Source organism: Psychrosphaera saromensis, assembly GCF_002954545.1.
Classification (GTDB): Bacteria; Pseudomonadota; Gammaproteobacteria; order Enterobacterales; family Alteromonadaceae; genus Psychrosphaera; species Psychrosphaera saromensis.
Genome location: NZ_MSCH01000003.1, coordinates 2,881,598 through 2,896,394, shown reverse-complemented (window position 1 = coordinate 2,896,394; position 14,797 = coordinate 2,881,598). Strand labels below are relative to the sequence as shown.

The following is a 14,797-nucleotide window of genomic DNA, read 5'->3' as shown; positions in this document are numbered from 1 at the left end:
TAATTGAAATGCATTTTTTAGGATACAGAATGACCAGCGAACAAACCTTTCATCAACATGACTTTTCCAAACAAAACTTACAAGAGCAGCGATTTGAAAATTGTAATTTTTATCAATGTGACTTTAGTTTTGCTGACTTAACAGATGCTAAATTTATTAACTGTAAGTTTATTGAAAGTGGCGACAGTATTGGTTGTCAGTTTAAATATACCGACTTACGTGATGCGAGTTTTAACTCGTGTAAATTAGGTATGGCGAACTTTTTGGGTGCCAATGGTTTTGGTGCAGAGTTTAGAGAATGTGACTTACAAGGTGCTAGCTTTGTAAAAACCAATTTTGTGAATCAGATATCTAGGCAAAGTTACTTTTGTTCTGTGTACATTACAGGCTGTAATTTGGCTTACACCGACTTTGAAAAACAGTGTATTGAAAAGTGTGATTTATTTGAAAATCGCTGGACTGGGGCTAATTTACAAAATGCGTCTTTTAAAGGCTCTGATTTAAGCCGAGGTGTATTTTCTCCTGAGAGTTGGCTGCAATTTAATATGGAGTTTTGTGACTTAACCAATTGCGAATTAACGGGCTTGGATGTCCGCCGCGTTAACTTAAACGGCGTAAAGATTTGTGACTGGCAACAAGAGCAATTATTTGAGCAACTAGGTGTCATAGTGCTGCCTAACTGATATTTTATTAACTAAGTAATAAAATATACTGTTGTAATTAATGCTTTTAAGTTGCTAATAAATAAGGCAATATAATTTGGTTAATAGTAATTAACTATAATTATAAACAATATATGGAAATTGAAGTATGAACAGAAGTCTTATATTACTAATCACTTTTTTAACATTAATGTTAGGTGGTTGTGCATCTTTCCCGGGGAAGAAACTAGCTCAGGTTGATTTGCCAGACGTTCAACAGTATGAGTCTAAACCTACCGTTGCTTTTGATATTAAGTTTTTTAGAGGTAATCCTGAATCAGATAGTGCCATCGATTTAACAAGTTCAGTTCCTGCATTAACAGAAATTGTAAAAAGAGAAATTGATGCAGCTAAATTATTTAATTCTTATACCATTGATGAATTTAATTCTGCCAATGCGGAACATGTTATTAAATTACATTTTTATAACCATGTTGAAAATCAAGGTGGAGCAGCAATTGCTGGCTTTATAACTGGATTTACTTTTGGAGTAATACCTAGCTTTGCTACAGACAAATATACATTAAAAGCTGAACTATTAACCACAGCTACTCCAGCAGCATCATATTCTCATGGTTCAACCGATACAATTAAGACAATGATCGGTATTTGGTTTATTCCTGCTATGGGGAACACACCGAAAAAAGCATTCGACGAAACCATCAGCAATATGGTTAGAGATGCACTTAAAGAAATGATTGAAAATAAACAATTACAATACAGCCTAATGTTGGAAGACCAAGGCTTATTTAACAAAACTGAATTATCATATTTAGCCATTAATTAAGGAAAATTAGAATGAAAATATTAAGCATATTATTAGCAGTAGTTTGGTTGGGCGGATGTACTATTGTTGCTCCCAAATACACAGCTAACGTAGACAATGTAAATGTGTTAAAGCAAAACAAACAAGAGATAAATACGGGGGATTTTGTCTTAGCAAATAAAAAGCTAAACTCTATCTCACTTCGTGGTTCTAAATTAAAGTCTCCAGTAAATGCATCTTATGCAGACTATCTTGAAGATGCTATTCAATTAGAATTCAAAAAAGCGTCTTTGTTTAATCCACTTTCTCCTTTGTTGTTAACTGCAAAAATTACGGAGAATGATTTGGATGCGTCTGGTTTTAGTGTAGGCGATGGGATCATGACGGTTGAATTTACTGTATCTAAAAATACAGACACTGTTTTTAACAAAACATTAACGGCTAAAATTGAGTGGGATTCGTCTTTTATTGGCAGCATCGCTATTCCAAACGCTCAAAACTCTTACCCTACATTGGTTAAGCAGTTATTAAGTCAACTGTATTCAGATGCTGAATTTAAAAAGTTGATGATGTAATACTAACGTTTGATACTAAGCTGCAGTAAGACAAAACTACTGTAATACAAGTTTACACAATGCCAATCATTATTGATTGGCATTTTTATTTGGCCATTTTATTCCTTTGCCCCCTCTATCTTTAGTCTCTTGCCAAAATTAGTTAAGCCCAACGACTTGTAAGCTTTTAAACACTGTAATTGGAATTGATTCTGTGTAGCTTATTTTATGTTGGATTAAATTAGCCCGGCCCAGATTATCCATTCAACTTATATTCTATGTGGTCTATAGAATAGTTTTGAAAAGGTTATTTAATTGCTGCATATTTATCCACTGTTGATAATGCTCTGTTATAACTGACAGCGTCCAAAATAAATTCAGAGGAACCTCATGAATAACAATAATAAAAACATTCCCGAAGAAGCATTTGATTGGTATGACTCATACGCTCACGGTGGTATGGACCGTCGTACTTTTATGAAAAAACTAACAGGGTTAGTGGCGCTAGGATATTCAATGACCACGCTTACGGGGGCGTTATTTCCAAATTACGCCTTAGCAGAGCAAGTGTCGTTTAATGATGCTGAGATCACGGCAACTTATTTAAACTTCCCATCACCACAAGGTCATGGAGAGGGCAGAGGTTATTTGGTTCTTCCTAAATCAATAACGACAAACACAGGTGATGCGCCAGTTAAAAAAGCGCCGGTGGTGCTTGTTGTACATGAAAATCGAGGCCTAAATCCTTATGTGAAAGATGTGGCTCGTCGTTTAGCTAAAGCGGGCTTTATTGCTTTTGCACCCGATGCATTATTCCCATTAGGCGGTTATCCAGGGAATGACGATGAAGGCCGTTCTATGCAGCGCTCTTTAGAGAGAAGTAAGATTGAACAGGACTTTGTTGCGGCGGCTAATTTTATAAAATCTCATGAATTATCAAACGATAAGTTAGGTGTGGTTGGTTTCTGCTTTGGTGGTTACATGGTGAACTACTTAGCGGCAGTTGATAGTAAATTAATTGATGCTGGCGTGCCGTTTTATGGCACACCTGCAAGTAAAGAATTACGCAAAAATATTAAAGCGCCGTTAATGATCCAACTAGGGGAATTAGACGAACGTGTTAATGCGTCTTGGCCTGAGTATGAAAAAGACTTAAAAGCCAATAACGTTGAATACGTTATGCACATGTATGAAAACGCAAAACATGGTTTCCATAATGACTCAACTGGCCGTTACGACCAAGCAAATGCTGATTTAGCATGGTCTAGAACCATAGGTTTTTTCAACTCAAAATTAGCTTAATTTGGCCATGGATAAAAAGCGCTATTAACTACGAAGCACTAATAACGAAGCATAATAACGAAGCATAATAACGAAGCATAATAACAAAGCACTAATCACCTTCGTAATTAATGGTGCTTTTATGACTGGTTATACACATGTGGCTAATTTTACCACTGCATTTAAAAAACGTTTGGCATAACGCCAGATAAATTAGCTAAAGAACACAGAGCGTTAAAAACGCTCAGTTAGATTTTAGTGACTAGGTGAAAAGCCTTAAAAGTGATCACTTAAAAAGTAAGGTAGCTTAAATTCAATAAAGAGCAGCAAGTTAAATTAAAGCGCAATTTTAGATATTTCTGAATATGATCGTTTTATGAAATCGTTAACTTGTTATATTTCTTAATTGTGTTTTCCTTTATTATTTATTGAAATCCTACAGTTAATTTGAAGATCATTATGACATCTAGACGATCGTTTTTACTTGGCGCAGGCAGCCTTGCTTTTGCTGGTTTTGCTCGCAGTGCTTTTGGTAAAGTATCAATACCTGATATGCCAAGCACTATTCCTGCTTATGGTCCGTTACTACCAGATCCTAATAAGATTTTGAATCTACCAGCTGGCTTTAGCTACCAGATCATTTCTGAGTTTGGTGACAAGATGGATGATGGATTAACCGTACCAGATAAAGCCGACGGAATGGGCTGTATTGCTTTAGATGATGAACGTGTTGCGCTTGTTCGTAATCATGAATTATCTCCTAAGAGTATAAAAAAAGAATCTGCAAGTATTCAATCTCATAAAACTGATTTAGCCTATGATGTATTTGATAACGGTGTTGCCTTACCAGGTGGAACCAGCCATATCATTTATAACGTGAAACACAATAAACGAGAACAGGAATATTTGTCGCTGTGCGGCACCATAAGAAATTGTTCTGGTGGGGTTACGCCTTGGGGAAGTTGGTTAACATGTGAAGAAACCGTATTAGATCAACGTGATGGTTTAGGTAAATCACATGGCTATATTTTCGACGTGCCAGCAACTGCTACAGGACTAATAAAACCTGAACCTTTGATAGCAATGGGGCGATTTAATCATGAAGCCGCAGCGATAGATCCCCGTACCGGAATTGTTTACCTTACGGAAGATAGAGGTGACAGTTTATTCTACCGCTTTATTCCAAACCAAGCTGGTCAGCTTAATAAAGGTGGTCAGTTACAAGCTATGGTTGTTAAAGGCCAGTCACAATTTGACTCTCGTAACTGGAATGAACGTACAATGTCGTTACATGCCAATATGTCGGTGGAGTGGATTGATTTGGATGAGCCTGAAAGTCCAAATGATGATTTAAGACGTCGCGGTTATAAAGACGGTGCTGCTGTATTTGCACGAGGTGAAGGTATACATTGGGGCGAGAATGAGTTGTATTTTTGTTGTTCAAATGGTGGTAAAAAACAACTAGGACAGGTAATGAAATATCAACCTTCAGAGTTTGAAGGTACAGATAAAGAAGATACCAGTCCTGGACAAATTCAGTTATTTGTAGAAAGTACGGATGAGTCATTTTTTAATTTTGGTGATAATTTAACCGTAGCACCCAATGGCCATTTAATTGTGTGTGAAGATCAATACACAGATATTGTTGATAATCATTTACGTGGTGTTACGCCAAGTGGGGAAGTATATAATTTTGCTCAATTAGTTTTGCAAACTGAAACTGCGGGTGCTTGTTTTTCTCCTGATGGGAAGATCCTATTTGTAAATATACAATCGCCAACTAAAACCGTCGCAATAACTGGCCCCTGGAATAGCTTTAAAAAATAGAGACAGCTTTAAAAAATAAGTACATCTATTAAAAATAGGTGTACGATTGAACACTTAACTTAATGACTTGTGTTTAAACGGCACTTTTTTAACAAAAGTAAGCAAATACAATTATTAAGTTAAGTAAGCACAGTTTAAAAATTAATAACACTAAACTAACAGGCTCCTTGTGACATTGACCTTCTCTAAAACATTAATGGTATTACTCATTTGTCTGACTTTTATAGGTCAAACAATGGCGTCTACTGTTATGCCTTATCAAATGATGAGTATGGGAGGAATGACTATGCAAGGCTCTGGCATGCAAAAGGGCGCTATGGAAAGTACAAGTAGCCAAATGCAGGAAATGTCACATGGTATGGCTATGATGGATCACTCCAGTCATAATATGCCGAACCACTTGATGTTAACTGACGCTGACTCAACTGAAACTACTAGCCAAGAAGAACAAAACGAAGATTGCTGTTCAACTATCTGTAAGTGTTTTACTGGCGGCTGTTCAAGTCTTGCCACTTTACCTAAAGAATTAACACCTGTAGCGTTAGGCTACTTTTCTCCAAAAATACATTCCATTTCAAACTTGGCTTTTAGCCTATCTTCAACGTCTTTATACCGACCTCCAATACTTAGCTAATACAGAATAAATGTGTCCAAAATTTGGTGCATTTAGATTATTAATTTCTTGTATTAGGCTTTTCTGAATTTTCTATTTAATTGTTTTCGCTTTTGCTTTAGCACTGGCAGTTGCACGGTAAATAGAAAGATCAAAAATAACCTATTCAATTCAAAATAGTTGATATCCCTTTGGGGTGGTTATGTTTTTAAATAAAAGTACGTTGTTCACCAATTTCATATTAATGAATTTGTCATTTGGCTCTATGTTCATGACTATAACTGTGGACGCTCAAGACCTATCTGGAACAAACAGTAGCAGCACAAACAGTAGCAAGACCATTAACACAAATGTTAAGTCAGTCTTAACATTTGAAATGGCAATTAAAACCGCACAAAAAAATGACCCTTGGTTGAGCGGAAATGCTCATCAACAACAAGCTCTTAAATTAATGGGGCAAGCCAGTAATAGCTTGCCAGATCCTAAAGTGTCTTTTGGTTTGGCGAACTTGCCAGTTGGTGGTTTTGATTTTTCTCAAGTGGCCATGACTCAAGCTCAAATAGGCATTAGCCAAGTGTTTCCACGGGGCGATACGTTAGCGCTTAAAAGTCAGCAATATAAAACCCAAAGTGAAGCTTTCCCTTATCAAAGACAAGACCGTGAGGCTAAGGTAGCCGTCACTGTTGGCCGTTTATGGTTAGAGGCTTACCGAGCGCAACAAAGCATAACGTTAATTGAAAACAACCGAGCTTTGTTTGAACAATTGGCGGATGTAGCACAAGCGAATTATTCGTCGGCATTAGCAAGAACTCGTCAGCAAGATATTGTTAGAGCGCAACTTGAGTTAACCCGCTTGGAAGAACGATTAGACAAATTACGTCAACAAAAAAGCCAATCTGAGGGCATGTTATTTCAGTGGTTAATTAACTTTGCTGATACCGCTAATACAACAACTGCTGATATGAATTTTTATATGGATTTATATAACGTGGATTTTGGTGAGCAATTACCTCAGATTGATTTGCACAGATTTGACTTACTCGACGCTGAGTTTTCTCAGCAACACCAACAACACCACCAACAACAACAACAACAGATGCAAAGCTCGCAAAGAGTAGACTCGCAAAGAGTAAGGACAAGCACGTTAATTCAACGTTTTGAATACCACCCTAGTGTGCAGGCGATAAACAAAAAGATCACAGCGACAAAAACCCAAGTCCATATCGCGGAACAAAAATACAAACCACAATGGGGCGTAAGTGCGAGTTATGGTTATCGAGATGATGCGCCATCTTCTATTACAGGTGCAGCAGGAATAGAAAGAGATGATTTATTCTCTATTGGCATTAGCTTTGACTTACCTATTTTTACTGAAAATAAGCAAGATAAAGAGGTGCAATCTGCCATCTCTAAAACAGAAGCGGTTAAAACTGAAAAACTATTATTGCTTAGAGAATTGTTGTCGGCGTATTCAAATATTAGCGCCAGATTAGACGGGGTTAAACGCAGGCAGAGCTTATATAAATCAAAACTGTTACCGCAAATTCATGACAACGCAGAAGCAACCTTATCGGCTTATAACAATGACGATGGTGACTTTTTAGAAGTGGTACGTTCACGCATTGCGGTATTAAACACAGAAATAGATGAGTTGAATCTAGACGTTGATGAACAACAATTAAACCTTGAATTAAATTACATGTTTATCGGTAACAATGTTACTGCGGGAGATAAATAATGAAGCAAATTAAACAACAAAAAAGCAATACGGTTAAATCTATTATGTTAGGTGTTTTTGTTGGTACGTTAGTGACTGCTATCTTGAGCTACAGCTTGTTTCAGACTGCTGACTCTCCCATGCAAAACATGGCGGCTAGCAGTAGCAGCAGTAGTAGCAAGGATAAGGGTAACGGTAATGATAAAGCAGAGAACGCAGAAAAAACGCCAGCGTATTGGGTTGCCCCTATGGATGCTAATTATCGTCGTGATAAACCGGGTAAATCACCGATGGGAATGGACTTAGTTCCTGTTTATGAAAATACAGGGAAAAGCGAAGGCCAAGATGTTGGAGCCGGAGCGGTAAAAATATCATCCAATGTCATTAATAATTTAGGTGTACGCACGGTACAAGTTAGTTATAAACCTTTGACTTCAGAAATTAATACCCTTGGTTACATTACCCATGACGAAGAGAGGTTAGTGGATATTCATCCAAGAGTAGAAGGCTGGATTGAAAAGCTGCATGTGAAGTCTGTGGGCGAACAAGTTAAAAAGGGCCAAGCTTTATATGATATCTATTCACCGGAGCTTGTGAATGCGCAGGAAGAGTTTTTATTAGCATTAGAACGTGACAATAACAGACTGATAAAGGCCGCTCAAAATAGATTAATGGCGCTGCAATTACCAACATCTGCCATTACTGAGCTTAGAAAAAACAAACAAGTACAGCAACGTATTACCTTTTTTGCACCACAAAATGGTGTGGTAGAGAGTTTAAATATCAGAGAAGGTTTTTATGTTAAACCCGGTTCAAGCCTTATGTCTATTGCTGACTTATCTGAGGTTTGGCTAGAAGGGGAAGTATTTGAACGCCAAGCAGGACAAGTGGCTATTGGTATGCCGGCAACTATCACTTTGGATTATTTACCTGGTAAGGTTTGGCAAGGAAACGTGGATTACATTCATCCTATATTAAATCCACAAACTCGTACGGTTAAAGTACGGATAAGGATTAAAAACCACAACAATGACTTTAAACCTAACATGTTCGCGCAATTGGTTTTACATAATCAAGGTGATGTAAACACATTACAAATACCGAAAGAAGCATTAATACGAACGGGCAGACAAGACCGAGTAGTATTGGCGTTAGGCCAAGGTCGTTTTAAATCTATTGCCGTTAAGGTTGGTCGTTATGGTGGAGATTATGTTGAGATATTAAATGGGCTTGAACAAGGTGATGAGGTGGTGAGTTCGGCTCAATTTCTATTGGATTCAGAGTCGAGTAAATCGTCTGATTTTAAGCGCATGGATCCGGTTAATATGAATTCTGACACAACAGTGATGGCTAGCAGTATGCAAGACCATAATATGGAAATTGAAACGGAAATGCCTAGCGTATTGTCTGCAACCGCAACGGGTAAAGTGAATTCGTTAATGGTTGAACACGGCATGATCAATATAAGTCGCTCTGCTATCAAAAAGTGGGGGCGAGCAGCCGCTACGGTTGACTTTACCGCCGCTGAAAATGTCAGCTTTGTGGGGATCAATATTAATGACAAGGTTGAATTTACCTTTGAGGTTCACGATGGCAACTTTGTCATTACCGAAATAGCGACTCTTGCGACTGAATCAGCTAGCGATGATGATTCAGTTGAAGGCTCAGTTAGCTCAAATCATTCAAACGACTCAATTCACTCAAGTAACTAATTTAGGAGTTTAAAATATGATTGCTTCTATTATTAAATGGTCAGTACACAATCGTTTCTTTGTATTGCTGGCTACCTGTATTTTAGTTGGGGCTGGAATTTATTCCGTTAATAAAACGCCTATTGACGCACTGCCAGATTTATCTGATGTACAGGTCATAATCAAAACCAATTACCCAGGACAAGCACCGCAAGTTGTAGAGCAGCAAGTGACTTATCCGCTAACGACGGCCATGTTGTCCGTACCGGGGGCGGTGACCGTACGTGGTTATTCATTTTTTGGTGACTCTTACGTATACGTTATTTTTGATGATGACACTGACTTGTATTGGGCGCGTTCAAGAGTGCTTGAGTATTTATCGCAAGTTACCCCAAATTTACCGAATGACGCTAAACCGCAATTAGGCCCTGATGCCACAGGTGTGGGCTGGGTTTATTTATATGCGTTAGTGGATAAAACTGGCCAACATGACTTAAGCCAATTGCGCAGTATTCAAGATTGGTTTTTAAAATATGAACTGCAAACGGTATCTGGAGTTTCGGAAGTCTCGGTTCTTGGCGGCATGGTTAAACAATATCAGATCACTATAAATCCCGACAAATTACGAGCTTTTGGTATTCCGTTATCTCATATTGAAAGGGCGATAAAACAAGGTAATCAAGAAATTGGAGCCTCTGTTATTGAAATGGCCGAAGCTGAATACATAGTTAGGGCTACAGGTTATATCAAAAGCATTGAAGATTTAGAGCATATTCCACTAGGGGTAAACAACAAGGGGATTCCATTGTTGTTAAAAGACGTTGCCGATATTGGCACCGGACCGCAAATGCGCCGAGGCATTGCTGAACTTAACGGCGAAGGTGAAACCGTAGGCGGCATAGTGGTGATGCGTTATGGTGAGAATGCACAACAAGTGATTGAGCGAGTCAAAACCAAGCTAGAACAACTTAAAAAAGGCTTGCCTGATGGCGTAGAAATAGTGCCTGTTTATGACAGGTCGGCGTTAATAGAAAGTGCCGTAGATAACTTAACCTTTAAGTTGTTAGAAGAGTTCGCGGTTGTGGCCTTGGTGTGTCTACTATTTTTGTTTCATGTTCGTTCTTCCTTGGTCGCAATTATTACCTTACCGGTTGGGATTTTAACGGCGTTTATCATCATGCATCTACAAGGACTAAACGCTAATATTATGTCTTTGGGCGGTATTGCCATTGCCATAGGCGCCATGATTGATGGTGCTATTGTGATGATTGAAAACATGCACAAACACATGGAGAAGCTTTTATCTCAAGAGGCCAGTCTACAAGAGCCAAATCCACAAGGGCTAAGTCGAGAAGGAAACATATTAACCAAAGAACTAACTAACGAGCAGCGCTGGAAAGTGGTGGTCGAGTCAGCATCGGAAGTGGGGCCTGCGTTATTTTTTAGTTTGTTGATCATCACAGTAAGCTTTGTGCCTGTATTTACCTTGGAAGCGCAAGAGGGAAAAATGTTTGCGCCATTGGCGTTTACCAAAACCTATGCAATGGCTGCATCTGCAGCGTTAGCCATTACTTTGGTGCCGGTATTAATGGGCTATTTTATTCGAGGTAAAGTACTTGCTGAGCATAAAAATCCAGTCAATCGTTTATTAATCTATGTTTATATGCCCGCGTTAAAAACGGTTTTACGTTTTCCTAAAATAACTTTGTTAACGGCGTTTGCTGTTTTACTTATCGGTTTATATCCACTTAATAAAATTGGTAGCGAGTTTATTCCACCTCTTGATGAGGGCAGTCTTATGTATATGCCAACCACTTATCCTGGCATATCCATAGGGCAAGCTAGGCAGTTATTACAACAAACGGACAAATTGATTAAAACCGTACCTGAGGTGAAAACTGTGTTTGGTAAAGTAGGCCGAGCGGAAACCGCCACCGACCCAGCACCGCTGACTATGATTGAAACCTTTATTCAATTTAAGCCTAAAGATCAATGGCGAGAAGGGGTAACGCTTGAGAGCTTAAAACAAGAATTGGATGCCTTAGTTAAATTACCTGGTGTGACTAACGCCTGGGTTATGCCAATTAAAACCCGCATAGATATGTTGGCGACGGGAATTAAAACACCCGTTGGCATTAAGGTCGCGGGAGCCGATTTAACCGTTATTCAAGAGATAGGTAAACAACTGGAAGTGTTATTAAAAGACGTGCCCGGAACCGCATCCGTATATTCTGAACGGGTTGTTGGTGGTCGTTATATTAAGGTCGATATTCAACGTCAAAAAGCAGCCAGATACGGTTTAAACATTGCTGAAATCCAACAAGTTGTGGCCAGTGCTATAGGTGGTGTTAGCGTAACAAAAACGGTTGAAGGTTTGGAACGTTATCCGGTTAATTTACGTTACCCGCAGGATTATCGGGACTCGCCAGAGGCCTTGTCGTTATTGCCAATAGTGACACCCAATGGTCAGCGTATTTCATTAGGTGATGTGGCGCATGTGTTTATTGAAGATGGACCACCAGGCATAAAGTCTGAAAATGCACGACTAAATGGTTGGACGTTTATCGACCTTAAAAGTGAAGGCGAGGGTGCAGTTGATATTGGTAGTTATGTATCGGCGGCGCAACAAGTCCTTGCCGATAAGCTGAATTTACCTGCGGGTTACTCCATTACTTGGGCTGGGCAATATGAATATATGCAAAGGGCAAAAGCCAAGTTGATGTATGTTGTGCCGTTAACCTTATTTATCATCATTATTCTACTTTATTTGAATTTTAGGAATGTGATTGAAGTTGCCATGATCATGGGCACGTTACCGTTTGCTATGGTTGGCAGTATTTGGTTAATGTACTTACAAGGATTTAACTTTTCTGTTGCGGTAGGTGTTGGTTTTATTGCTTTGGCTGGCGTGGCGGTAGAGATTGGCGTCATCATGTTGGTGTACTTAAACCAGGCTTACCAAGAGATGTTCAATGAACATAAAGAGCAAAACATAAGCACCACTAAAGCCGATATCTTGCAAGCTGTGCTACATGGTGCCGGAATGCGAGTTAGACCTGTAATGATGACCGCTGCTGCGATAATTGTAGGTTTGTTGCCTATTTTATATGGCACAGGAACAGGCTCTGAAGTCATGAGTAGAATCGCAGCGCCTATGGTGGGCGGCATGTTAAGTGCGGTGATATTGACCTTGTTAGTCTTACCTGCATTATTTTATTTATGGCGTTCTTGCACGGTTCTCAAAAGTGAGAGCTAAAAAATGAATAGGCTAAAAGTGAGAGCTAGATGAACATAAAATAAATAGCTAAGCTTAGAATGAAATAGGTATGAATTAAATAAGTATAAATGAGCAACAGAGGCAAGGTGTCTCTGTCGCTCACTTAGAAATTGTAGCCTTGAAAATAATAGCTTTGAAAATAATTACTGATGCTTTGTTATTATTAACAATAAAGCATCAGTTATAAGCTACCAGTTATAAGTTAGCGTGGCAGTAAATTGTTGTCCACGGCCTGGCGTACCTGGTATTTCTTCAAAGGATTCATTCCAAAGGTTATCTGCTGCAAAAATCACTTCCAAACCTTGAACCTGTGGAGGAGAAACTTTTAACGTTAGGTGAGTGAATACAGCTTCGTCATCACCGTTACGTAAAATGTTTTCTTGTTGCTTGCGCCACTCATTGTCTACACGGAATTCAAGCATGTCAGTAGGGTGCCAAATAGCCCCTAATGTTATGCGATGATCTGGGTAATTTAATGCGTAAAAGCTGGCGTCTGCATCGGTAACTCCATAGTCTTCCGATTTACTAAGGAAGGTGTAACTCGCTATAAACTCAGCGCTTTCTAGACGTTTTGTGCCAAGTAATTCCAAACCTGAGGTCTCAATATCTACTGGGTTTGCCGAACGAGCCGAGGTTGAATTTAAGCTATAAGTCCAATCCGTTAAGTCATTATCTTTACGATAAAAAATGGCAGAATCAAAGCCCCAATTTTGACCATCTAAAATAAAGCCAAGTTCAAGGTTTTCAGTTGTTTCTCTTTCAAGGTCGTAATTACTTCTGAATAAGCCGCTTGTGTTACTGCCTCCAATCGCCGTATAACCTGCGACTTGACTGGCTTCAGCATAAGAAAAGTAAACCGTTTGAGCTGTGCCGTAACCATTAATTGAATTCCAGATGATGTCACCAATTAATGACACCGCAGAGTCATCTCTGTTGGTATCGTCATACGCTGCACCAAGGCGGAATGTTAGCTGTTGTTCATCTTGTAAGCTCATAGTGTATTCAGGTAATACACTCACTTTATAATATTTACGAGACGTAAAATTGTTTTCAAGCGTGGTCGACTCAATCTCGTCTTCCATATATTGCGAAAAGTAATTAAGTGCAAACGACTTATATTGAGAGTCCAGGTTTGATAAATGATGACGGCCAGCAAAGGCGATGGAGTTCACTTTAGTTTCATGAAAAGCTTCAAATGCGGCTGGATTCTCACGGGAGAAAATATAATGATCTTTGTGATCACGAGTATAAGCTGAAACTTCAAAAGTACTCTCTGTGCCGTAATCTTGTTTGTGATTAAGTATGAACAGCTGGGTACTTAAATCTTCTGTTTCATTAACATTAAATGGCGTGTACATATTAGGCCAACCCAAAAACTTATCCTGAGAGCCAAAGAATAAATCCGTTTGTGATGTTGTGCCAAGCAGTTGAACGCGGCCAGATAAGCGTTTGAAATCATGGTCGCCATTGTCAATTGTGCCGTCACTTTCAGAGAAAGAGTATTCACCTTCAAAACCGAGAGTCCAGTCGTTAGTATCACCCACTGGCATACTGATACCACTGTGAATTCGGTGTAAATTAAAGTTGTTATTACCTGCACCAATTGAAACGCTACCTGCGGTTTCAATTGCTTTCCAACCAAAAGAGACAGTACCTACAGAGCTGTTCATTCCGTAAAGGGCGTTGTCGGCTCCTGCTAGTACATAAGCTTCGCTCAGCATTTCTGGTGCAATAGGAATTTCTGAAAAGTAATGTCCGGTTTGTGGGTCGAGTAATGTCGCGCTACCTACACGAAATCCGGTATTTTCAAAAATGCCACCACGGATAGTTACATCGGCTTGAGCCTCTGCCATATTGCGAGACTGTAAATCAACACGCGGATCGTATTCTAGGTTTGACACTAATGAAACAAACGTACCTACCGCATCTTTATTGGCCGTGGTAGAGCTTTCAACGGTGATTTTTTCAATTTCATTTACGTCATTCGTCTCTTCAGATGCAGCTGAACAAGTGGCTATGCTGCATGATAAAGTAAGCAAAGCGGTTGGTATAACTCGGGTCATTGAGATCTTCTCTTTTAGGCAGTGTGCTCTATAGGTAAAGGAAACGTGGCAGTTGCACTTTTAACAACTATCTCAACTGTGGTCCTTTGACTAAATCCATAGAGCTGTTTAATCGGTTGGAACAACCAAACTGGGTTATCGTAAGATAATATTTAGTCTGGTTGATATGTAATGATCGGCATTGTATATTACTGCGAAGAAACATTACACATGATAATCATTCGTCACTCTCAGCTAAATACGAGCCATCTTTAATAGATCCTCTTCACGCTAAATATCGGTATTACAAATAGAATAAAAATAAAAT

10 protein-coding genes are annotated in these 14,797 nt (G+C 39.0%); 9 read left to right on the top strand and 1 reads right to left on the bottom strand.

Features of this window, described 5'->3' with window-relative positions:
* Window positions 1-29: 29 nt before the first annotated feature.
* The 9 genes from BTO11_RS13135 to BTO11_RS13095 all read left to right on the top strand — a co-directional run bounded on the left by BTO11_RS13135 (window position 30) and on the right by BTO11_RS13095 (window position 12,406).
* The gene (locus tag BTO11_RS13135) at window positions 30-683 is read left to right on the top strand and encodes a Qnr family pentapeptide repeat protein (protein ID WP_105053024.1); all 654 of its coding nucleotides are present in this window, start codon (window positions 30-32) and stop codon (window positions 681-683) included.
* A 127-nt stretch (window positions 684-810) separates the two neighbouring features.
* Window positions 811-1,488, top strand: a complete 678-nt coding sequence (locus BTO11_RS13130) for a hypothetical protein (protein WP_105053023.1) — start codon at window positions 811-813, stop codon at window positions 1,486-1,488.
* Between the two features lie 11 nt (window positions 1,489-1,499).
* A complete protein-coding gene (locus BTO11_RS13125) occupies window positions 1,500-2,042 on the top strand; it encodes a hypothetical protein (protein WP_105053022.1) in 543 nt (180 codons plus the stop codon).
* A 369-nt stretch (window positions 2,043-2,411) separates the two neighbouring features.
* Window positions 2,412-3,323: a dienelactone hydrolase family protein gene (locus BTO11_RS13120; protein ID WP_105053021.1), complete on the top strand. Its 912-nt coding sequence runs from the start codon at window positions 2,412-2,414 to the stop codon at window positions 3,321-3,323.
* A 438-nt stretch (window positions 3,324-3,761) separates the two neighbouring features.
* Window positions 3,762-5,129, top strand: a complete 1,368-nt coding sequence (locus BTO11_RS13115; protein WP_105053020.1) for an alkaline phosphatase PhoX — start codon at window positions 3,762-3,764, stop codon at window positions 5,127-5,129.
* A 235-nt stretch (window positions 5,130-5,364) separates the two neighbouring features.
* Window positions 5,365-5,763, top strand: coding sequence for a hypothetical protein (locus tag BTO11_RS13110; RefSeq protein WP_229793289.1), 399 nt, complete (start codon window positions 5,365-5,367; stop codon window positions 5,761-5,763).
* 181 nt (window positions 5,764-5,944) lie between these two features.
* Window positions 5,945-7,480, top strand: coding sequence for a TolC family protein (locus BTO11_RS13105; RefSeq protein WP_229793290.1), 1,536 nt, complete (start codon window positions 5,945-5,947; stop codon window positions 7,478-7,480).
* Window positions 7,480-9,171 carry an efflux RND transporter periplasmic adaptor subunit gene (locus tag BTO11_RS13100; protein ID WP_229793291.1) on the top strand — a complete coding sequence of 564 codons (1,692 nt, stop codon included), beginning with the start codon at window positions 7,480-7,482 and terminating at the stop codon, window positions 9,169-9,171. Before BTO11_RS13105 ends, BTO11_RS13100 begins: the two co-directional genes overlap by 1 nt.
* Before the next feature lie 16 nt (window positions 9,172-9,187).
* The gene (locus BTO11_RS13095) at window positions 9,188-12,406 is read left to right on the top strand and encodes an efflux RND transporter permease subunit (protein ID WP_105053019.1); all 3,219 of its coding nucleotides are present in this window, start codon (window positions 9,188-9,190) and stop codon (window positions 12,404-12,406) included.
* Between the two features lie 209 nt (window positions 12,407-12,615).
* Here the strand turns inward: BTO11_RS13095 and BTO11_RS13090 are convergent, their stop codons facing one another.
* On the bottom strand, window positions 12,616-14,490 hold the full coding sequence (locus tag BTO11_RS13090; protein ID WP_105053018.1) for a TonB-dependent receptor plug domain-containing protein: 1,875 nt from the start codon (window positions 14,488-14,490) through the stop codon (window positions 12,616-12,618).
* Between the last annotated feature and the right edge of the window lie 307 nt (window positions 14,491-14,797).

Excerpts from the sequence above, each read along its gene's own strand:
- BTO11_RS13130 (WP_105053023.1), top strand. The coding sequence starts at position 811 with ATGAACAGAAGTCTTATATTACTAATCACTTTTTTAACATTAATGTTA.
- BTO11_RS13090 (WP_105053018.1), bottom strand. The coding sequence starts at position 14,490 with ATGACCCGAGTTATACCAACCGCTTTGCTTACTTTATCATGCAGCATA.
- BTO11_RS13110 (WP_229793289.1), top strand. The coding sequence starts at position 5,365 with ATGGCGTCTACTGTTATGCCTTATCAAATGATGAGTATGGGAGGAATG.
- BTO11_RS13135 (WP_105053024.1), top strand. The coding sequence starts at position 30 with ATGACCAGCGAACAAACCTTTCATCAACATGACTTTTCCAAACAAAAC.
- BTO11_RS13105 (WP_229793290.1), top strand. The coding sequence starts at position 5,945 with ATGTTTTTAAATAAAAGTACGTTGTTCACCAATTTCATATTAATGAAT.
- BTO11_RS13120 (WP_105053021.1), top strand. The coding sequence starts at position 2,412 with ATGAATAACAATAATAAAAACATTCCCGAAGAAGCATTTGATTGGTAT.
- BTO11_RS13095 (WP_105053019.1), top strand. The coding sequence starts at position 9,188 with ATGATTGCTTCTATTATTAAATGGTCAGTACACAATCGTTTCTTTGTA.
- BTO11_RS13115 (WP_105053020.1), top strand. The coding sequence starts at position 3,762 with ATGACATCTAGACGATCGTTTTTACTTGGCGCAGGCAGCCTTGCTTTT.
- BTO11_RS13125 (WP_105053022.1), top strand. The coding sequence starts at position 1,500 with ATGAAAATATTAAGCATATTATTAGCAGTAGTTTGGTTGGGCGGATGT.
- BTO11_RS13100 (WP_229793291.1), top strand. The coding sequence starts at position 7,480 with ATGAAGCAAATTAAACAACAAAAAAGCAATACGGTTAAATCTATTATG.